The sequence below is a fragment of the Pseudomonas sp. NPDC098747 genome (assembly GCF_044760045.1).
GTDB lineage: Bacteria > Pseudomonadota > Gammaproteobacteria > Pseudomonadales > Pseudomonadaceae > Aquipseudomonas.
In genome coordinates, this window is record NZ_JBIWAL010000033.1 from 1 (window position 1) to 21,413 (window position 21,413).

The 21,413-nt window shown below is 59.2% G+C and carries 12 protein-coding genes; 8 read left to right on the top strand and 4 right to left on the bottom strand.

The genetic code is table 11. The annotated features are described in order from the left end of the window. The 5 genes from ACIQVE_RS19210 to msrA all read left to right on the top strand — a co-directional run. On the top strand, positions 1–970 hold a 970-nt coding region (locus ACIQVE_RS19210; RefSeq protein ID WP_402811001.1), incomplete at its 5' end, for a transketolase-like TK C-terminal-containing protein. A gap of 11 nt (positions 971–981) precedes the next feature. Beyond that, complete coding sequence (aceF, locus tag ACIQVE_RS19215; RefSeq protein ID WP_402811002.1) at positions 982–2,934, top strand: dihydrolipoyllysine-residue acetyltransferase; 1,953 nt, start codon at positions 982–984, stop codon at positions 2,932–2,934. Between the two features lie 278 nt (positions 2,935–3,212). Then, positions 3,213–4,610: an alkaline phosphatase D family protein gene (locus ACIQVE_RS19220; RefSeq protein WP_402811004.1), complete on the top strand. Its 1,398-nt coding sequence runs from the start codon at positions 3,213–3,215 to the stop codon at positions 4,608–4,610. A gap of 255 nt (positions 4,611–4,865) precedes the next feature. Next, positions 4,866–7,562, top strand: coding sequence for an EAL domain-containing protein (locus ACIQVE_RS19225; protein WP_402811006.1), 2,697 nt, complete (start codon positions 4,866–4,868; stop codon positions 7,560–7,562). Positions 7,563–7,748: 186 nt separating this feature from the next. Further along, positions 7,749–8,414, top strand: a complete 666-nt coding sequence (msrA, locus tag ACIQVE_RS19230) for a peptide-methionine (S)-S-oxide reductase MsrA (RefSeq protein ID WP_150593983.1) — start codon at positions 7,749–7,751, stop codon at positions 8,412–8,414. Between the two features lie 125 nt (positions 8,415–8,539). On the opposite strand, the gene ACIQVE_RS19235 is transcribed toward msrA, so the two are convergent. Then, positions 8,540–9,379 (bottom strand): 23S rRNA (adenine(2030)-N(6))-methyltransferase RlmJ, encoded by an 840-nt coding sequence (locus ACIQVE_RS19235; protein WP_402811008.1) that lies wholly within the window; start codon positions 9,377–9,379, stop codon positions 8,540–8,542. 330 nt (positions 9,380–9,709) lie between these two features. Here ACIQVE_RS19235 and ACIQVE_RS19240 point away from each other — a divergent pair, with 330 nt between their 5' ends. Beyond that, positions 9,710–10,123 (top strand): hypothetical protein, encoded by a 414-nt coding sequence (locus ACIQVE_RS19240; protein ID WP_402811010.1) that lies wholly within the window; start codon positions 9,710–9,712, stop codon positions 10,121–10,123. 51 nt (positions 10,124–10,174) lie between these two features. Here ACIQVE_RS19240 and ACIQVE_RS19245 read toward each other — a convergent pair whose 3' ends face one another. From ACIQVE_RS19245 to putP, 3 genes are all read right to left on the bottom strand, one after another. Then, a complete protein-coding gene (locus ACIQVE_RS19245) occupies positions 10,175–10,882 on the bottom strand; it encodes a DUF4123 domain-containing protein (protein WP_402811012.1) in 708 nt (235 codons plus the stop codon). Beyond that, the gene (locus tag ACIQVE_RS19250; RefSeq protein ID WP_402811013.1) at positions 10,872–12,887 is read right to left on the bottom strand and encodes a type VI secretion system tip protein VgrG; all 2,016 of its coding nucleotides are present in this window, start codon (positions 12,885–12,887) and stop codon (positions 10,872–10,874) included. The genes ACIQVE_RS19245 and ACIQVE_RS19250 overlap by 11 nt, the downstream gene beginning before the upstream one ends. 352 nt (positions 12,888–13,239) lie before the next feature. Next, positions 13,240–14,724, bottom strand: a complete 1,485-nt coding sequence (putP, locus tag ACIQVE_RS19255) for a sodium/proline symporter PutP (RefSeq protein WP_402811015.1) — start codon at positions 14,722–14,724, stop codon at positions 13,240–13,242. A 457-nt stretch (positions 14,725–15,181) separates the two neighbouring features. On the opposite strand from putP, the gene putA reads away from it, so the two are divergent. Then, positions 15,182–19,135, top strand: coding sequence for a trifunctional transcriptional regulator/proline dehydrogenase/L-glutamate gamma-semialdehyde dehydrogenase (gene putA / locus ACIQVE_RS19260; RefSeq protein WP_402811017.1), 3,954 nt, complete (start codon positions 15,182–15,184; stop codon positions 19,133–19,135). A 259-nt stretch (positions 19,136–19,394) separates the two neighbouring features. Next, positions 19,395–21,197: an acyl-CoA dehydrogenase gene (locus ACIQVE_RS19265; RefSeq protein ID WP_402811019.1), complete on the top strand. Its 1,803-nt coding sequence runs from the start codon at positions 19,395–19,397 to the stop codon at positions 21,195–21,197. The last annotated feature ends 216 nt before the right edge of the window (positions 21,198–21,413 follow it).

Here is a 21,413-nt window from a genome sequence, read left to right on the forward strand (position 1 = left end):
AGAAGGCATCAACGAAGCGGGCGCCATGAGCTCCTTCATCGCTGCCGGTACTTCGTACTCCAGCCACAACCAGCCGATGCTGCCGTTCTACATCTTCTACTCGATGTTCGGTTTCCAGCGCATTGGTGACCTGGCGTGGGCAGCAGGCGACAGCCGTACCCGTGGCTTCCTGATCGGCGGTACCGCCGGCCGGACCACGCTGAACGGCGAAGGCCTGCAACACGAAGACGGACACAGCCACATCCTGGCCGCGACCATCCCGAACTGCCGCACCTTTGATCCAACCTACGGCTACGAGCTGACGGTGATCATTCAGGACGGCATGAAGAAGATGACCGAAGAGCAGCAGGACGTTTTCTACTACATCACCGTGATGAACGAGTCTTACCAGCAACCCGCCATGCCGGCCGGTGTTGAGGAAGGCATCATCAAGGGCATGTACCTGCTCGAAGAAGACACCCGCGAAGCGGCACACCACGTACAGCTGATGGGCTCCGGCACCATCCTGCGCGAAGTGCGTGAAGCGGCGAAGATTCTGCGTGAAGAGTTCAACGTCGGCGCCGACGTGTGGAGCGTCACCAGCTTCAACGAACTGCGTCGCGACGGCCTGGCTGTAGAGCGCAGCAATCGTCTCAAGCCTGGTCAGAAGCCTAAGCAGAGCTACGTTGAAGAGTGCCTGAGCGGCCGTAAAGGTCCGGTCATTGCCTCTACCGACTACATGAAGCTGTTCGCCGAGCAGATCCGTCAGTGGGTACCGTCCAAGGAATTCAAAGTCCTGGGCACCGACGGTTTCGGCCGCAGCGACAGCCGCAAGAAACTGCGTCATTTCTTCGAAGTCGACCGTCATTTCGTGGTGTTGGCAGCCCTGGAAGCACTGGCTGACCGTGGTGATATCGAACCCAAGGTTGTGGCTGAAGCCATCACCCGGTTCGGCATCGACCCGGAAAAACGCAACCCACTGGACTGCTGAGGAGACATTTTGTGAGCGAACTCATTCGCGTACCTGACATCGGCAGCGGTGAAGGTGAAGTAATTGAACTGTTTGTGAAGGTCGGCGACCGTATCGAAGCCGACCAGAGCATCCTGACCCTGGAATCGGACAAGGCCAGCATGGAAGTGCCAGCCCCGAAAGCCGGCGTCATCAAGAGCCTGAAAGTGAAGCTGGGCGACCGACTGAAAGAAGGCGACGAACTGCTTGAGCTGGAAGTCGAGGGCGCCGCTGAAGCGGCCCCTGCGGCTGCCGCTGCTCCAGCTGCAAAAGCTGAAGCCAAACCGGCTCCTGCTGCTGCCGCGCCAGCCGCTGCACCTGCTGCCGCTTCGGTTCAGCAAGTGCACGTGCCGGACATCGGTTCGTCGGGCAAGGCGCAGATCATTGAGATCCAGGTCAAGGTCGGCGACACCGTCGCAGCTGATCAATCGCTGATCACCCTGGAATCCGACAAGGCGAGCATGGAAATCCCGTCGCCTGCCGCTGGCGTGGTCAAGGCCATCAGCGTCAAGCTCAACGACGAAGTCGGCACCGGCGACCTGATTCTGGATCTGGAAGTGGCGGGTGCTGCGGCCCCTGCTGCGGCCGCTCCGGCTCAGGCTGCTGCGCCAGCCGCTGCTGCTGCGCCTGCTCCGGCAGCCGCGCCAGCTGCACCGGTGGCTGACAGCGTTCAGGACATCCACGTCCCGGACATCGGTTCGGCCGGCAAAGCCAAGATCATCGAAGTGCTGGTCAAGGCTGGCGACACTGTCGAAGCTGATCAATCGCTGATCACCTTGGAATCCGACAAGGCGAGCATGGAAATCCCATCGCCTGCCGCTGGCGTGGTGGAAAGCGTTTCGATCAAGCTGGATGACGAAGTCGGCACTGGCGACCTGATCCTCAAGCTGAAAGTCAAAGGCGCGGCGCCTGCTGCTGCCCCGGCTCCTGCTGCCGCTGCAAGTGCTCCGGCACCTGCCGCTGCTGCTCCGGCTGCCGCTGCACCTGCTGCCGCCGCACCTGTCGCCGCCCCGGCCAAGCCGGGCGCGAAAGTTCACGCCGGCCCCGCCGTGCGTCAACTGGCTCGCGAGTTCGGCGTTGAGCTGAACGCGGTCGGCGCCAGCGGTCCACACGGTCGCATCCTGAAAGAAGACGTGCAGGTTTACGTCAAAGCGATGATGCAGAAGGCCAAAGAAGCACCGGCCGCTGCTGCTGGCGCTACCGGTGGTGCGGGCATCCCGCCGATTCCGGTTGTCGACTTCAGCCGTTTCGGCGGAACCGAAGAAGTGCCGATGACTCGCCTGATGCAAATCGGCGCGTCGAGCCTGCACCGCAGCTGGCTGAACATTCCGCACGTGACTCAGTTCGATTCGGCTGATATCACCGAGCTGGAAGCGTTCCGTGTTGCGCAGAAAGCCGTTGCAGAGAAGGCCGGCGTCAAGCTGACCATCCTGCCGCTGCTGCTCAAGTCGTGCGCGCACATGCTCAAGGAGCTGCCGGACTTCAACAGTTCGCTGGCACCAAGCGGCAAAGCGATCATCCGCAAGAAATACGTGAACATCGGCTTCGCCGTCGACACCCCGGATGGCCTGCTGGTACCGGTCATCAAGAACGTCGACCAGAAGAGCCTGTTGCAACTTGCTGCTGAAGCCGCTGCGCTGGCCGCCAAAGCCCGCGACAAGAAGCTCACCGCTGACGACATGCAAGGCGCCTGCTTCACCATTTCCAGCCTCGGCCACATTGGCGGCACCGGCTTCACGCCGATCGTCAACGCGCCGGAAGTGGCGATCCTCGGTGTTTCCAAGGCAACCATTCAGCCAGTCTGGGACGGCAAAGCCTTCCAGCCGAAACTGATGCTGCCGCTGTCGCTGTCCTACGATCACCGCGTGATCAACGGCGCCGCTGCCGCACGCTTCACCCAGCGTCTGGGCAGCCTGCTGGCGGACATCCGCACTATCCTGCTGTAATCCGAGCGGTCCTCCGGCGACGGAGGGCCACTTGTGCTCCACGTTTTCGAGCGCCACACGCTCGTACCTCAACCCCGCCAATTGGCGGGGCTTTTTTTGCCTGAAATAAATCGGGCTTTGTATTTTTCCTACAAATTGCGCTGACATCGGCCACGACACAAGTCAACTTTGCGCCGACTTATTTATTCAACATACAACTAACCTTGGCACAGCAAGTTTATTAAACAAACTTGATACCCACTGAAACTTATTCAACGACTCATTCGAATGGATTCGATATGTTAAAACCAACTATCGGCCCGATCATCGGCCACGTTACAACTAACCATGCACGCATATTTATCCGCGGCGACCGACAAAAAAACGCTATCGTATTTGGCGGCGTACGTTATCGCATCTCCGGCACACAACAATGGTCTAACGGCATTTTCGTCAAACTGAGCAATCTTCGAGACATGTCGGAAGTTTTCGCAATTAACAACTTGAGCAGCGATACGGAATATGAATATCAGGCCGGATGGTTCAGCCCGATGAATCCTGTTCATACCGAGGACTCGGTGGCAGAACTGCCTCTGCAATGGCCTCGGGAGATCCACCGTCTGCGCACCCGCTCCAGCAAAGCCACGCACGCACGGGCCTATATTGTCGGCTCCTGTCGCTACTTGCGCATGACCGCCGGCATTGCTTCACTGCCCCAGTTGGGCGACCGTATCTTCGCCTCCATCAACCAATTGATTGAGGGCGCACAACCGCCGATCAGTGCCACGCTAATGACCGGTGATCAAATTTACGCCGACGACATGAACCTGATCGCACCTGATCGCGAATACCAGGACATACTCAGCAAATACCGCGCAGCCTTCTCACAACCCAATATAAAGCGCTTGATGTCCGGCACTTCGACTTACATGATTCTCGACGACCATGAAATCGAAGATAACTGGCCGGCCAATGCCGGCAAGTCCGATGGCGCGCTATATCGCAACGCCATGGCCGCCTATGAGTTGTATCAAGCCAGTCACAGCCCGGTACATCCGCTGACAACTAACGGTCAGATTGATCGCTCCGTACTTGAGCATTACTGGTATCAATTCAGCGACGGTGATATCGAATGGTTCGTAACCGACAGCCGCACGCGACGCAACTTGGCGGCCGCTGATCGACGCATCCTCGATGAAGCTCAGGAACAAGCGTTACTCAAATGGCTGATCAACAGTCCCGCGCGGGTGAAGTTCGTGGTGACCAGCGTGATGTTCTACCCGGATCGAAAACAACTTGGCGACGACGCGTGGAAAGCCTTCCCGGAACAGCGCCTGCGCCTTCTGGAAACCATACGCACCCGGCGAATCAACAATGTAGTGTTCGTCTCGGGCGACGTGCACGGCTCACTGACTTCGCGCCTGACCCACAGCGAAGACCCGGACTTCGAAGTCCACACCATCGTGTCCTCGCCACTATGCAACAGCAAACTGCTCCCGTACGCCAAGGCCTCCACTTTCATACTCGACCAACCGCTGGTGCGTACGGCAGCAGGCGACTATCGGCATGAGCTGACCGGCACGGTGGTCAGCGAGGACAACTTTGCCCATATGGTGGTCGAGGCTGATCAGATTCTGGTCAATTACCATGATCGAGATGGCAAGAAGCTGCAATCGATCGCGATAAAACTGCGTTAAGACATTAATAGATCGCAGCCTTCGGCAGCTCCTACAAAGGTCAAATTCGCCTGTAGGACCTGTCGGAGGCTGCGATCTGTCGTTCTTTTCTGACAGGCACTGGAGAAATGCCCGGCGCAGCCGACACATTCTTATAGCACTTGGCCTTCATCACTCTTGTCAGTCAGTGCCGCAATGATGCAACCTTGCCGCAGGCAACAGTAAAGAGGGCGAGAGCCCGGCGCGTTCAGCATATTTCCAAGCGAGTTTCCCTCCATGAAGAGCCAACCCGATGCCGCCAGCCGTATGGTGGCCGAGGTAGTGACGCAATTGCCGGTGCCCTCGCGGCTCGGCATGCTGCGTTTCGAGCGCTTGAATGAAGCCAGCTGGGCGATGCTTTTTCTTGATCCCAATTGCGAGCGTCAATTCGGTCAGCCGGCCGTTGAGCTGTGTGCGCTGGTCGGCTCGCCCTACGCCAGCCTGATGGAGCCGGAAGCGCGTTATCAACTGCATGACACGATCCAGCAGCAACTCAGTACCAGCCCGCATTATCTGGTGCGCTATACGTTGCACACCCCTGCCGGCGCGCTGTCCATCCTGGAACTCGGCGAAGCCTATAAGCAGCACAATCGTCACTTGCTGCGCGGCTACCTGCTGGCGGTCGATAACGTCTTCGACGAACCGCCGCTGCTGCCTTCAGTCGATCTCGAAACGCAGAATTCGCGCCTGCAGATCGCCCTCGAACTCAACCAGCGTGCCCAGCAGGAACAACTGCAGCATCTGGAGCGGGTGCGCGCCCAGCAGGAGCTGATTCTGCTGCTCGCCCGCCAGCGCTACAGCACGCACAACTCGCTGCAAGAAGCCGCCGAACTGATCACCCGCTGCGCCTGCGATATCTATGAAATCGACTGCGCCAGCCTGTGGAATCTCGAAGGCCAGCAACTGCTGCCGATCTCGGCTTACCACCGCGCGACTCAGGAATACATTCTCCCGGACGCGATCGACATCAGCAGCTTCCCTGATTACATGGACGCCCTGCACAGCAGCCGCGCCATCGACGCACACAATGCAATGCGTGACCCGCGCACCCGCGAGATGGCCGAAGCGCTGCGCCCGCGCGACGTCAACGCCATGCTCGACGCCAGCATCCGCGTCGACGGCCAAGTGGTCGGCGTACTGTGCCTGGAGCAGACCGGTGCCACCCGCGCGTGGCAGTCCGATGAAATCGCCTTTGCCGGGGAACTGGCCGACCAGTTCGCCCAAGTCATCAACAACCACAACCGGCGCACCGCCACCAGCGCCCTGCACCTGTTCCAGCGTGCGGTCGAGCAAAGCGCCAACGCCTTTTTGTTGGTCAACTGCGACGGCGTGGTCGAGTACGTCAACCCGAGCTTCACCGCGATTACCCAGTACACCACCGAGGAAGTCCACGGTCAGCGCCTGTCGGAGCTGCCGGCCCTGGAAAACCTCAGCGAGCTGCTGTTCGACGCGCCCTCGGCGCTGGCCAAGAGCAACAGCTGGCAAGGCGAATTCAAGAGCCGCCGAAAAAACCTCGAACCGTACTGGGGCCAGTTGTCGATCTCCAAGGTTTACGGCGACAACCGTGAGCTGACCCATTACATCGGCATCTACGAAGACATCACCCAGACCAAGTTGGCGCAGCAGCGCATCGAGCGTCTGGCGTACACCGACAACCTGACCAACCTCGGTAACCGGCCGGCGTTTATCCGCAACCTCGACGAACGCTTCGCCCGCGACAGCGATACCCCGATCAGCCTGCTGCTGGTGGATATCGACAACTTCAAGCGGATCAACGACAGCCTCGGCCACCAGACCGGCGACAAACTGCTGATCAGTCTGGCGCGGCGTCTGCGTAATAGCCTGAGCCCGAGCGGCAGCCTCGCCCGGTTCGCCAGTAACGAATTCGCCGTGCTGCTCGACAACACCGACCTTCAAGTTGGCCAGCAGATCGCTAGTCAGTTGCTGATGACACTCGACAAGCCGATGTTCGTCGACAACCAGCTGATCAGCGTCACCGGCTCGGTGGGCCTTGCCTGCGCGCCCCTGCACGGCCGCGACCCGCAAACCCTGATGCGTAACGCAGGTTTAGCCCTGCACAAGGCCAAGGCCAACGGCAAACATCAGGTACAAGTCTTCACCGAAGCGCTGAACGCCGAGGCCAGCTACAAGCTGTTTGTCGAGAACAACTTGCGTCGCGCCCTGACCCAGAACGAGCTGGACGTGTTCTATCAGCCCAAGCTCTGCCTGCGCAGCGGTCGCCTGCTGGGCATGGAAGCGCTGTTGCGCTGGAATCATCCGGAGCGCGGCATGATTCGTCCGGATCAGTTCATCAGCGTCGCCGAAGAAACCGGCCTGATCATTCCGATCGGCAAATGGATCGCCCGTCAGGCCTGCCGCATGAGCAAAGCGCTGACCGCCGCCGGGCTGGGCAATCTGCAAGTGGCGATCAACCTCTCGCCCAAGCAGTTCTCCGATCCTGATCTGGTCGCCTCCATTGCTAACATCCTCAAGGAAGAAGCGCTGCCGGCCAATCTGCTGGAGCTGGAACTGACCGAAGGCCTGCTGCTGGAAGCCACCGAAGACACGCACTTGCAACTTGATCAACTCAAGCGTCTGGGCCTGACCCTGGCCATGGACGACTTTGGCACCGGGTATTCGTCGCTCAGCTACCTGAAAAAATTCCCGATCGACGTCATCAAGATTGATCGTAGCTTCATCCACGAAATCCCCGACAATCAGGACGACATGGAAATCACCTCCGCGGTGATCGCCATGGCCCACAACCTGAAACTCAAAGTCGTAGCCGAAGGGATCGAGACTGCCGAGCAACTGGCATTCCTGCGTCGCCATCGTTGCGATGTGGGTCAAGGCTATCTGTTCGACCGGCCGATCCCCGGCGCCGAACTGATCCAGGCTCTCAAGCGCTATCCGCGCGGTCCGCTCTGCCTGTAACCTCCCGCCCCCCCCTGTGGGAGCGAGCTTGCTCGCGAAAGCGGCGTGCCATCCAACATCTTCCTTAACTGACCCGCCGCCTTCGCGAGCAAGCTCGCTCCCACATTTGAATAGTGCGAAATCGGGCATCATTGGGCACACTGGCGGTCTACTTTTTACATCCCATCCTGACTGAGAGGAACGATCATGGTTCTGCGCTCGGAAATTCTGGTGAACAAAAACGTGCTCCCGACCAAAGAACAAGCTCTGCCCGGCCGCGAAACCGCGATGACCCTGCCTGAAAAGCACTTCGTCTTCGAAGAAACCCCGCTGCTCGGCCCGTTTTTCCAGGACGTCGATTTCGCGATCTTCGGTCTTGGCTGCTTCTGGGGGGCGGAACGTCGCTTCTGGCAGCGCGAAGGCGTGGTCAGCACCGTGGTCGGTTACGCCGGCGGTTTCACGCCGAACCCGACCTACGAAGAAGTCTGCTCGGGCCTGACCGGCCACGCCGAAGTGGTGCTGGTGGTGTATGACAAGGCGCAAGTAAGCTACGAAGAACTGCTGGCGATGTTCTGGGAACTGCACAACCCGACTCAGGGCATGCGTCAGGGTAACGACATCGGCACTCAGTACCGCTCGGTGATCTACGCGACCTCACCAGAGCAACTGGACGCCGCGCTGGAGAGCAAAGCGACCTATCAGGCGGAACTGTCGAAGGCAGGCCTGGGTGAAATCAGCACCGAGATCGAACAGGCACCGACCGTGTACTTCGCCGAAACTTATCACCAGCAGTATCTGGCGAAAAATCCGGAAGGCTACTGCGGGATTGGCGGCACCGGTGTGTGCATGCCACCAAGCCTGGCGGGGAACTAAGCCTTAAAAGCATCGCGGGCAAGCCCGCTCCCACAGGTTCAGCGCCGATTCCAAAATTGCGCATTACCCTGTGGGAGCGGGCTTGCCCGCGATGGCGTCCGATCAAACGCCACTGAAGTTACCGATCAACTTTCGGCAATCAACCAATCCATCTGCCACCCACCCTGAGTCTGGCCCAATTTCTTGGACAGCCACGGCAGCAGCTCACGCAATTCTTCCTCCAGCCCCCACGGCGGATTGGCAATCGCCATCCCTGAGCCGTTCAGGCTGTTCGGCGTATCCAGCGGATGCACCAGCAACTCAACGCGCAACAACTTCGGCGCACCAGTGCCCGCCAGGTCCTGATAGAAACGGCGCAACGCACGCTGATCCTTCACCGGGTACCAGATCGCTGTCACAGTCTGGCGCATCCGGCCAATGGCCTCTTTCATCGACGCCGCACAACGCTGCATTTCATCGAGCTGCTCGAACGGCGGATCAATCAACATCACCGCGCGCTTCTCCTGCACTGGCAACATCGCCCGTGCGACATGCCAGCCCTCGCCCAGATGCACTTTCACCCGACGATCGCCGGCCATGTTGTCTTTGAGCAGCACGCCGTCTTCAGGGTGCTTTTCGTTGAGCATAATCCGATCCTGCGGCCGGGTCAGACGTCGCGCCAGCTCCGGCGAACCCGGGTAGTAGCGCAACTGGCCGTCCGGGTTCATCTCATGCAGCACCTGCATGTAGTCGGCGGTCAGCGCCGGCAGGTCCGGCTGATCCCACAAGCGCGCGATGCCTTCCAGGTACTCGCCGGTACGGTTGGCCTGATCGCCCTGCAAGTCGTACAGGCCAATGCCGGCGTGGCTGTCGAGATAGGCAAACGGCTGCTCCTTGCGCGACATCAGGGCGATGAGGCGGGTCAAGGTCAGGTGTTTGAACACATCGGCGTGATTGCCGGCATGGAAGGCGTGACGATAATTCATGATTGCTCCTGCGAAGGCCGCGAAGTTTACCTTTTACCGGGCGGCAAGTCAGGGGTTCGCAGCCGAGCGGGCAAAAGCCTTTCCCTCACCCTATCCCTCTCCCGGAGGGAGAGGGGACTGACGGTGGTGATCTCTCGAAGTACATCGACCTGAAAGAGCAACATAATCTCAAGCCTGGCCAATCTAAGATCGCCGCAGAAGTCGCAAGTCGGCGAACATCACCCAAACACCTCGGTCAGTCCCCTCTCCCTCTGGGAGAGGGTTAGGGTGAGGGGCTCTGATGAATGAAGTTACACTTGTTCAAAATCACCGACAGGACGTCGAAAATCCATGCGCTATCTCATCACTTCCTCACTGGCCCTGGTCATTTCATCTCAAGCCGTGAGCGACGAAAAACATACTGAACAAGCTCGCCAAACACTCAAGAACTACGGCTTGAGCCACTGCATCCTGAAGCCATTTAACGAAGAATCAGCACTGGAAAAAGACATCGCATTGTCTGCCGGCGCCTACTCATTCATGGGTAAAGGCATGCACACAATCCTGCAAAATGAAGACACGCTGCACACCCTGCACGACCCCTACAGGGAAACCATAAATTACATGTTCGCCGCCTATGAACAGCCCCCCTCGAGCAGCAAGCATTCGGACAAAAAAGTAGTCTTTCATGCGTGCCTGGAGGTCTACAACTCAGAGGCTTTCGACCGTTTTATCAAGACTCAGGATGCGTATATCTCTGATTGAGTCACAGTGCCGCAACCCGAAGGAAACGTCCGAGGCCTTCGCCCGGAAATGTCACTCCGAGTCTGCCAGCAAAAACTCCAACAACGCCGATTGCGACGATTCTTCCGACGTCGCAACCCGAAAAAACTGCCTGACCTTGCAACGCAAAACAGCCTCGGGAAATGCCTCGTACAACGCCGGATGTTCCTCGCTCAGCCACTGCACAGCATTGCTGACCTGAACCTCATCACCACTTGCAGCCAATACCAAATCAGGCACTTTCCACCAAGGGAACACCTGCCCCGAAACCTGAGCCCTGCCGCCGATATCAATAGTCTGACCGTTGATGAGTCCGCGCGCGATCACCGGCAACAACTGCGCCGAATCCACTTCTTCAGACTGCAAAATCGGCAACAAAAACCGTCCATCCCAAAACCGGAAAAACACTGCTTTCCCGTCCGGCATCAACACTTGCGTCAGGCTGCGAAAATGCTCGACCACCCCTTCAAGACTCGCCGAAGACACCGCCAACCAACCCCAGTCGCGAGATTCGGTAGTCGCCACCCAATCCAGAAACTCACTGTCCGCCGCGACAACTCCCACGAAGGGCATAACCGCGTCCCACTCGGCGTAGATCGTGTCCGCCCAAATCGGGCTCGGCGCCACCTGCAACGGCGGCTTGGCATTACTGGCACGGCTGAAGATCGCGAACAAATGCTCCGACGATTTCAGCGGCTCACGCGACAGCCATGCACGAGGCTCAAGAAATTCAAGCTGCACAAACACCCTCCTTGCAACGCTCACACTCTTCACAGAATGGTGCGTCACCTTTGAAACTCATTATTTGCGCTGCGGTGAGAATGGCCGCTGGCGCCGCCGCCAGTTTCTCTGGCAACCCCGGCACACTCGGCGCCGCACTCATCGCAGCCATCGGCGCGCCCCCCACCACAATTGGCACGCTGCTGAATATTCCGCCGGGGCCAATGTTGATCCACTGCCCACCCGCCTGAATCGTCGCGCTCGCACCGCCGTCGATCACCACTTGTTGACCGGCGCTGACGTGGAACTGCGCACTGGCGCTGGTCGCCTGATTGCTCACGCGGATATGCCGATCGCCAACAACCGTCAGATGATCGTCCTGCCTGACTTCGGTCTGACGTTGGCCGTGGGTGATGCGTTGTTCGTCAGCCTTCAACTCATGCTTGGCGATGCCGGTGACGACGATGCTGCGCTGGTTGTCGACCTGCACTTGTTGATCATTCAATACATGCTGAGTCCAGTTGCGCTGGGCGCGCAGGTAGATTTCCTCGGCGCCTTTTTTGTCTTCGATGCGCAGTTCGTTGTAGCCGCCACCACCGGGGCTGCTCTGGCTACGGAAGATGCTGCGGGTCTTGTCCGCCGGCAGGTCCAGCGGTACGGGGGTCGCGGCGTTGGGCAGGCAACCCATCACCAGCGGTTTATCGGCGTCGGCATCGATGAAGCCGACCAGCACTTCCATGCCGACCCTTGGAATCAACACACTGCCGTAACGATCGTGAGCCCAACCGGTGGCGACTCGCAGCCAGCAACTGGCGTGTTCGTTGAGTTCGCCGTCACGATCCCAGGCCAGTTGCACCTTGACCCGACCGAACTCGTCACAGTGGATTTCGCTGTCCTGTGGCCCGGTGACGACGGCCGGTTGATAGCCGAGCATGCGTGGTTTTTCCGGCCCCAAAGCCGAGCGGAAGAACACGTCCCACGGCGTCGCGAGAAAGGTATTACGGTAACCGCGGAATTCATCCCCATCACTGGTCACCGACTCCTCCAGCACTTGCGGCTGCCGGCCATGGTGCTCGATGCCAGTGAGCAGCCAAAGATCATTCCATTCCTGACGCGGGTGCTCCGTGAGTTGCAGGAAATGTCCACAAACCAATGCGGATTCATCGCTGATGCCTTCGGCCTGACGGTAATCGGCGATATGGCGTTCAAGTGCGCGCTGGGCGAGATGCTTGCCAGTTTCACGGTCGTTGAATTGGCCGGGAAAGTTGTAATCCTCCAGCACCGGTCGCTGTTCGCCGTCGATGCGGCTCTGCAGTTGCAAACGCGGCTTCTCGAAGTTGTAGTCACGGCGCGTGACCACGCTGGTTCGGGTTTCCACGCGAACGTTGAAACGTTGGATCGCCGGCGCCCCGCCTGCCATGCCGCTGCCCGGCAGATAAAGGGTCGGCTCGGCCAGCCGCGGGAACACCGTTTGATCATCACCAAACACCAACAAGTGTCCTTCGGGACTGTGCTGAAAATGGAAGTGAATACCGACTTCAGCACACAGACGTTGGATGAACGCCAGGTCGCTCTCGGCGTATTGCACGCAATATTCACGCATCGGGTATTCGCTGCCGAGGCGAAACTCGAAGGCATCGCGCAGGATCGCGTGGTCCTTGAGGATCTGCGCAATAATCTGCGGCGCGCTCTGGTGCTGGAATATCCGCTGATTGATGCGATGCCCGAGGTATGTCAGACGCGGGACAAGGCTTAGGTGATAACGAGTAAGACGTTTTCCGGAATCGCCCTGTCCGACCTGATAGATCTGACCGTGAATACCGGAACCACCCGCAGCAAAATTCAGAAATGCCTGACGGTGCAGCAGGCTTTCAAGGTCCAGATCCGGCCGTTCACTGACCAGCTCAAGTTCGAAACGAAAGGGTTGGCTTATGGCTTCCTTGCCCGTGAACTCAAGGACCTTGAGGTCATGCGGGGCGCCTTCGAGGGTCAACGTGAAACGCGGTTGATTGGCAGGCGCGAACATCCGATGTCTCTCTGCAGAATGAAGGGCGGGCGATTCTGCATGAGGGGCAAGGGGTGTTGGGTAGGTGACGGAAAAATCAGATTCCCCCTACTTGAACGGTCGAAAACCCCTTCAGAAATTGCCGCATCCGACTACAGACATATCCTTCGAGCCCTGCGCTGAACCTTGTGGGAGCTGGCTTGCCAGCGATGGGGCCAGCAAACTCAACAGATGCAGTGACTGACATACCGCCATCGCTGGCAATCCAGCTCCCACAAGGTTCTCCAGTGTTCTTGAGAAATCGCAGGCACAAAAAACGGCCCGCCTCTGCTCAAGAGACGGGCCGCTTTTGGTGAGCCTCAGCTCGGAACAATCACTTGTTCATGTTGTAATCTTTTTCCGCCGCGTCGAAACGCTGAACCATACCGGCGCTCGGCTGGCCCATCTTGCTGACGAAGTAGATTGCCAGGCTGGCGAAGATGAAGCCCGGGATGATTTCGTACAGACCCAGCAGTTCGAAATGCTTCCAGACCACAACGGTGATCGCGCCGACCAAGATGCCGGCCAGTGCGCCGTCACGGGTCATTTGTTTCCAGATGACTGAGATCAACACAACCGGGCCGAAGGCCGCGCCGAAACCAGCCCACGCGTAGCTGACCAGACCGAGTACGCGGTTTTCCGGGTTGGAAGCCAGGGCGATAGCGATCAGCGCGACCAGCAGCACCATGACGCGACCGACCCAGACCAACTCAACCTGGGAGGCGGTTTTGCGCAGGAAGGTTTTGTAGAAATCTTCAGTCAGGGCACTCGAGCACACCAGCAACTGGCAGCTCAGGGTGCTCATGACCGCCGCCAGAATGGCCGACAGCAAGACACCGGCAACCCATGGGTTGAACAGGATCTTGGCCAGTTCGATGAACACGCGCTCAGGGTTTTCAGTCACGGGACCTGCAACTTCCGGGTGCGCCGAGAAGTAAGCGATACCGAAGAAACCTACAGCCACGGTGCCGGCCAGGCACAGGATCATCCAGGTCATGGAGATGCGACGCGCCTTGGCAATCGATTTCACCGAATCAGCGGCCATGAAGCGCGCGAGGATATGCGGCTGGCCGAAGTAGCCCAGACCCCAGCCCATCAGCGAAATGATGCCGATAAAGGTTGTGCCTTTAAGCATGTCGAAGTTGCTTGGATCCTGTGCTTCGATCGCCAGGAACGTGGTGTCGACGCCGCCGGTGGCCAGCAGCACGATGACCGGCGTCAGAATCAGCGCGAAAATCATCAGGGTGGCTTGTACGGTATCGGTCCAGCTCACGGCCAGGAAACCGCCGATAAAGGTGTAGGCAATCGTCGCCGCAGCACCGGCCCACAGCGCAGTCTCGTAGGTCATGCCGAAAGTGCTTTCGAACAGACGGGCACCGGCGACGATGCCGGAAGCGCAGTAAATGGTGAAGAACACCAGAATCACAACCGCCGAAATGATCCTCAGCAGGCCGCTTTTATCTTCGAAACGGCTGGCGAAGTAGTCCGGCAGGGTCAGCGCATCACCGTTGTGCTCGGTCTGCACACGCAGACGGCCGGCGACGAACAGCCAGTTGAGGTAGGCCCCGACGACCAGACCGATGGCGATCCAGCTTTCGGACAGACCAGACATGTAGATGGCGCCCGGCAGGCCCATCAACAACCAGCCACTCATGTCGGAAGCACCAGCAGACAGTGCGGTCACGACGCTGCCCAGGCTTCGGCCACCCAGAATATAGTCAGAAAGGTTGTTGGTGGAGCGATAGGCCATGAGACCGATCAGCACCATTGCTGCGATGTAGATCACAAATGTGATCAAGGTTGGATTACTTACGCTCATTGAGTTACGCCCTGGCTTTGTTTTTATGTAGCGGCGGTGGTGAACCGCTCGCAAACGACGACGTTTGGCAGACGATCCGGGATCCCGCGCATTTAGGACTGATGTTTCCCCAGGAAAGCCATCAGCCGGGTACATCGGGAATTCCGGTTGCACCTTGGGCGCGAATGCTATGCAACAAATCAAATAAGGTGCAACCAGTTTCGCGAGAATAAGTTGCACCCAGTCGGATTTATCGACGACCACCCCGTTTTTGCTCCCTTTTGTAGCAGTAATGGCCCTTGGCTAGAAGCAAAAGCACCAAGCAGGAGCAGCACTTTGGTTCCAGAAAATAATTCCTGACGAGCTGCCTATTATTCCGACAAAAAAAGGGTTGCACCCGGTTGCACCTCTTTCAGCGCACGGCTAATCTTGCGGCCAGCTGATGCCACGCAACTGTGGCAACCATGAGGATAAAAATATGGCTACCACCACCCTTGGGGTCAAACTCGATGACCCGACCCGCGAGCGCCTGAAGGCTGCCGCAACCTCGATTGATCGCACGCCGCACTGGCTGATCAAGCAGGCAATTTTCAATTACCTGGAAAAACTCGAGGGTGGTGCAACCCTGACCGAGCTGAACGGTTTGACCGCCAAGGACACCGATGACTCGGGCGAAGTCCACAACGATCACGCCCATCAGTGCTTCCTTGAATTCGCTGAAAGCATTCTGCCGCAGTCTGTACTGCGCGCTTCGATCACCGCTGCCTACCGTCGCCCAGAGCCGGAAGTGGTGCCGATGCTGATCGAGCAGGCTCGCCTCCCGGCTGCCATGGCCGAAGCCACCAACAAACTCGCCGCATCCATCGCAGAAAAACTGCGTAACCAGAAAAGTGCCGGTGGTCGTGCAGGCATTGTTCAGGGTCTGCTGCAGGAATTTTCCCTGTCGTCTCAGGAAGGCGTGGCGCTGATGTGCCTGGCCGAAGCGCTGCTGCGTATCCCGGACAAGGGCACTCGTGATGCCCTGATCCGCGACAAAATCAGTACCGGCAACTGGCACCCGCACTTGGGCAACAGCCCGTCGCTGTTCGTCAACGCCGCCACTTGGGGTCTGCTGCTGACCGGCAAACTGGTATCCACGCACAATGAAACCGGCCTGACTTCGTCGCTGAGCCGCATCATCGGCAAGAGCGGCGAGCCGATGATCCGCAAGGGCGTCGACATGGCCATGCGCCTGATGGGCGAGCAGTTCGTCACCGGCGAGACCATCGCTGAAGCCCTGGCCAACGCGAGCAAGTTCGAAGCCAAGGGCTTCCGCTATTCGTACGACATGCTCGGTGAAGCAGCGCTGACCGAACACGACGCGCAAAAATACCTGGCGTCGTACGAACAAGCGATCCACTCGATCGGCAAAGCCTCCCACGGTCGTGGGATTTATGAAGGCCCGGGCATCTCGATCAAGCTGTCGGCACTGCACCCGCGTTACAGCCGTGCGCAGTACGAGCGCGTGATGGACGAGCTGTATCCGCGCCTGCTGTCGCTGACCCTGCTGGCCAAGCAATACGACATCGGCCTGAACATCGACGCCGAAGAAGCTGACCGTCTCGAACTGTCGCTGGATCTGCTCGAGCGCCTGTGCTTCGAACCGCAACTGACTGGCTGGAACGGCATCGGTTTCGTCATCCAGGCTTACCAGAAGCGCTGCCCGTACGTGATCGACTACGTGATTGACCTGGCTCGTCGCAGCCGTCATCGCCTGATGATCCGCTTGGTAAAAGGCGCGTACTGGGACAGCGAAATCAAGCGCGCCCAGGTCGAAGGCCTGGAAGGCTATCCGGTCTACACCCGCAAGGTGTACACCGACGTTTCCTACATCGCTTGCGCACGCAAATTGCTGTCGGTGCCGGAAGTCATCTACCCGCAGTTCGCCACGCACAACGCCCACACCCTGTCGGCCATTTACCACATTGCCGGTCAGAACTATTACCCGGGCCAGTACGAATTCCAGTGCCTGCACGGCATGGGCGAACCGCTCTACGAGCAGGTTGTAGGCAAAGTATCCGAAGGCAAGCTGAACCGTCCGTGCCGCGTGTACGCTCCGGTCGGCACTCACGAAACGCTGCTGGCTTATCTGGTGCGTCGCCTGCTGGAAAACGGTGCCAACACCTCGTTCGTCAACCAGATCGCCGATCAGTCGATCACGATTCAGGCGTTGGTGGCCGATCCAGTGGCCAGCATCGAGCAGATGGCGACCGTGGAAGGTGGCTTCGGCCTGCCGCACCCGCGTATCCCGCTGCCGCGTGACCTTTATGGTTCCGAGCGCGCCAACTCCAGCGGCATCGACATGGCCAACGAACACCGTTTGGCGTCGTTGTCCTGCGCTTTGCTGGCTACCGCGCACACGGACTGGAAAGCCGCGCCGATGCTCGGTTGCGCTTCCAGCACCGAAACCCCAGCACCCGTGCTTAACCCGGCGGATCACCGCGATGTGGTGGGTTACGTGCAGGAAGCTACGGTTGAAGACGTCGACAACGCTATTCAATGCGCCCTGAACGCTGCGCCGATCTGGCAGGCCACCCCGCCCGCCGAACGTGCCGCGATTCTGGAACGTGCTGCTGATTTGATGGAAGGCGAGATCCAGCCGCTGATGGGCCTGCTGGCTCGCGAAGCCGGCAAGACGTTCGCCAACGCCATCGCCGAAGTCCGCGAAGCCGTCGACTTCCTGCGTTATTACGCAGTGCAGGCACGCAACGATTTCAGCAACGACGCCCACCGCCCACTGGGTCCAGTGGTGTGCATCAGCCCGTGGAACTTCCCGCTGGCAATCTTCAGCGGTCAAGTCGCTGCCGCACTGGCTGCCGGTAACCCGGTACTGGCCAAACCGGCCGAACAGACGCCGCTGGTTGCTGCTCAAGCCGTACGCTTGCTGCTCGAAGCCGGGATTCCGGAAGGCGTGCTGCAACTGCTGCCGGGTCGCGGTGAAACCGTCGGCGCTGGCCTGGTCGGTGATGATCGCGTCAAAGGCGCGATGTTCACGGGTTCGACCGAAGTCGCACGTCTGCTGCAACGCAACATCGCTGGTCGCCTCGACAGCCAGGGCCGTCCGATTCCGCTGATCGCCGAAACCGGTGGCCAAAACGCAATGATCGTCGACTCGTCGGCTCTGACCGAACAAGTCGTGATCGACGTAGTGTCCTCGGCGTTCGACAGCGCCGGTCAGCGTTGTTCGGCCCTGCGTGTATTGTGCTTGCAGGAAGATTCCGCTGATCGCGTCATCGAAATGCTTAAAGGTGCCATGGCGGAGTCCCGTCTCGGTAACCCTGAGCGTCTGTCCGTGGACATTGGCCCGGTGATCGACGCCGAAGCCAAGGCCGGTATCGACAAGCACATCCAGGGCATGCGCGATAAAGGTCGCAACGTGTACCAGGTGGCCATCGCCGACACCGAAGAAGTCAAACGCGGCACCTTCGTCATGCCGACCCTGATCGAACTGGAAAGCTTCGACGAGCTGCAACGCGAGATCTTCGGCCCGGTGCTGCACGTGGTTCGCTACAAGCGCAAAGAGATCGACCAGTTGATCGGCCAGATCAACGCTTCCGGTTATGGCCTGACGCTGGGCGTGCACACCCGTATCGACGAGACCATCGCCAAGGTGATCGACAACGTCAACGCCGGTAACGTCTACGTCAACCGCAACATCGTCGGTGCCGTGGTCGGCGTGCAGCCGTTCGGCGGCGAAGGCCTGTCGGGTACTGGCCCGAAAGCCGGTGGCCCGCTGTACCTGTATCGCTTGCTGTCGACGCGTCCTACCGATGCTATCGAACAATCCTTCGCTCGCGGTGATGCTGCCGTAGCCCCGGACGTTCGCCTGCGTGACGCCATGAGCAAGCCGTTGACTGCCCTGAAAACCTGGGCCGACAGCAACAAATTCGCTGACCTGAGCACCCTGTGCGTGCAGTACGCCGCGCAATCGCAAAGCGGTATTACCCGCGTGCTGGCCGGCCCGACCGGTGAGAAGAACAGCTACGCGATCCTGCCGCGCGAACACGTGTTGTGCCTGGCCGACGTTGAAGGCGATCTGCTGACGCAACTGGCGGCAGTGCTGGCGGTAGGTGGTTCGGCGGTATGGCCGGAGTCCGACATCAGCAAGGCATTGTTCGCACGTCTGCCGAAGGACATTCAGGCGCGAATCAAACTGATCGCTGACTGGAACAAGGACGACGTAGTGTTCGATGCCGTTCTGCACCACGGCCATTCCGACCAGTTGCGCGGCGTTTGCCAGCAGATTGCCAAGCGTGCAGGTGCGATCGTTGGGGTTCAGGGCTTGTCCCAGGGCGAGACCAACATTGCCCTGGAGCGTCTGGTGATTGAGCGGGCGTTGAGCGTTAACACCGCTGCAGCGGGTGGTAATGCGAGTTTGATGACCATCGGTTAAACCCGATAAACCGGGCACCTGCAACGGTGTCCGGCATAGCAACAATCCCTGTGGGAGCGAGCTTGCTCGCGAAAGCGGTTTGCCAGTCAACGTGAATGTTGAATGTGTCGGCCTCTTCGCGAGCAAGCTCGCTCCCACAGTGTTTTGTGGTGATTGTTAAGCCGTCGCTCGGCGCCAATATCACTGCTATCAATCATCCTATCCAGCTTCCATTCTCCCGCCTTAAACTCGGCCCAACCCCAATTTCAGGTAGGCCGCCATGTCCGAGACGCTGCTCAGTTCCCGCAATCTGGCTTTCGAGCTGTATGAAGTCCTTGATGCCGAGGGCCTGACCCGGCGTGAGCGCTTCGCCGAGCACAACCGCGAGACTTTCGACGCCGCCATTGGCACCGCCCGCAGCATCGCCGAGAAATACTTCGCGCCGCACAACCGCAAGGGCGACGAGAACGAGCCGCGCTACGAGGACGGGCAGGCGATTCTGATTCCCGAAGTGAAACCGGCGGTGGATGCTTTCCTCGAAGCCGGATTCCTCAACGCCGCGCGCAGTTTCGAAGCCGGCGGCATGCAACTTCCTACGCTGCTGTCGCAAGCCTGCTTCGCACATTTCCAGTCAGCCAATGCGGCTTCGACTTCGTACCCGTTCCTGACCATGGGCGCGGCCAACCTGATCGAAAGCTTCGGCACTGACGAGCAGAAACAGCGCTTCCTGCAACCGATGATCGACGGCCGCTTCTTCGGCACCATGGCCTTGACCGAGCCGCACGCCGGTTCTTCGCTGTCGGATATTCGTACTCGTGCAGAGCCGGCGTCTGACGGCACCTATCGCCTCAAGGGCAACAAAATCTTTATTTCCGGCGGCGATCATCCGCTCTCGGAAAACATCGTGCACATGGTGCTGGCCAAGCTGCCGGACGCGCCGCCGGGAGTGAAAGGCATTTCGCTGTTCATCGTGCCGAAATTTCTGGTCAACGATGACGGCAGCCTCGGCCAGCGTAACGACGTGCTGCTGGCCGGGTTGTTCCACAAGATGGGCTGGCGCGGCACGACGTCTACCGCGCTGAACTTCGGCGATAACGGTGAATGTGTCGGTTATCTGGTGGGCGAAGCGCATCGCGGCTTGAGCTACATGTTCCAGATGATGAACGAGGCGCGGATCGGCGTCGGCATGGGCGCGGTGATGCTCGGTTACGCCGGTTACCTGTACTCACTGGAATACGCTCGCGAACGTCCGCAGGGTCGGGTGCCGGACAGCAAGGATCCGACCACCGCACCCGTGGCGATCATTCAGCACGCCGACGTCAGACGCATGCTGCTGACGCAAAAGTCCTACGTCGAAGGGGCGTTTGACCTCGGGCTGTACGCGGCCCGATTGTTCGATGACACCACCACGCTGGAAACCGAAGCCGAGCGCAAACACGCCCATGAGCTGCTGGATTTGCTGACACCGATCGTCAAATCCTGGCCGTCGGAGTTCTGCCTCAAGGCCAACGAACTGGCGATCCAGATTCTCGGCGGCCACGGTTACACCCGTGAATACCCGGTTGAGCAGTATTACCGCGACAACCGTTTGAACCCGATCCACGAAGGCACACACGGCATTCAGTCGCTGGATTTGCTCGGGCGCAAACTGGCGCAGAACGGTGGAGCAGGCTTGAAGCAACTGGTGCGCCTGATCGCCGACACCGCCGAACGCGCTGTTGCCTACGAATCGTTGACCGCACTGCGTGAGCCGCTGGAAAAACTGGTGGCGCGCCTGCAAGTGGTGACCATCGGTTTGCTGACCGATCTGGCGCAGGGCAAAGTCAATAGCAGCCTGGCGAATTCGGCGCTGTATCTGAAGGTGTTCGGGCACACGGTGATTGGCTGGCGCTGGCTGGAGCAGGCCATTTGTGCCGAGGAAGGGTTGACCAAGGGCAATGCGGCGGATGCCGATTTCTATAAGGGCAAGTTGCAGGCGGCGCGGTATTTCCTGACGTGGGAAGTGCCGGGTTGTCACCATGAGTTGGCGTTGCTGGAGGCGCGGGATGATACGTGTCTGAGCATGCGGGATGAGTGGTTTTAAAGGCTCACCCTCACCCCAGCCCTCTCCCGGAGGGAGAGGGGGTCGACCGAGTTGTCTTTCGCCATACATCGACCTGAAAAACCGAGTCGATTATGGATTCGACTCCGCACTTTCAGGTCATGTCGATTTTGGATTCGATGAAGCACTTTCAGGTCGGCGTACCTCGCAAGCATCCCTCGGTCAGTCCCCTCTCCCCCCGGGAGAGGGTTAGGGTGA

Excerpts from the sequence above, each read along its gene's own strand:
- ACIQVE_RS19220 (WP_402811004.1), top strand. The coding sequence starts at position 3,213 with ATGTTAAAACCAACTATCGGCCCGATCATCGGCCACGTTACAACTAAC.
- ACIQVE_RS19225 (WP_402811006.1), top strand. The coding sequence starts at position 4,866 with ATGAAGAGCCAACCCGATGCCGCCAGCCGTATGGTGGCCGAGGTAGTG.
- msrA (WP_150593983.1), top strand. The coding sequence starts at position 7,749 with ATGGTTCTGCGCTCGGAAATTCTGGTGAACAAAAACGTGCTCCCGACC.
- ACIQVE_RS19235 (WP_402811008.1), bottom strand. The coding sequence starts at position 9,379 with ATGAATTATCGTCACGCCTTCCATGCCGGCAATCACGCCGATGTGTTC.
- ACIQVE_RS19240 (WP_402811010.1), top strand. The coding sequence starts at position 9,710 with ATGCGCTATCTCATCACTTCCTCACTGGCCCTGGTCATTTCATCTCAA.
- ACIQVE_RS19250 (WP_402811013.1), bottom strand. The coding sequence starts at position 12,887 with ATGTTCGCGCCTGCCAATCAACCGCGTTTCACGTTGACCCTCGAAGGC.
- putP (WP_402811015.1), bottom strand. The coding sequence starts at position 14,724 with ATGAGCGTAAGTAATCCAACCTTGATCACATTTGTGATCTACATCGCA.
- putA (WP_402811017.1), top strand. The coding sequence starts at position 15,182 with ATGGCTACCACCACCCTTGGGGTCAAACTCGATGACCCGACCCGCGAG.
- ACIQVE_RS19265 (WP_402811019.1), top strand. The coding sequence starts at position 19,395 with ATGTCCGAGACGCTGCTCAGTTCCCGCAATCTGGCTTTCGAGCTGTAT.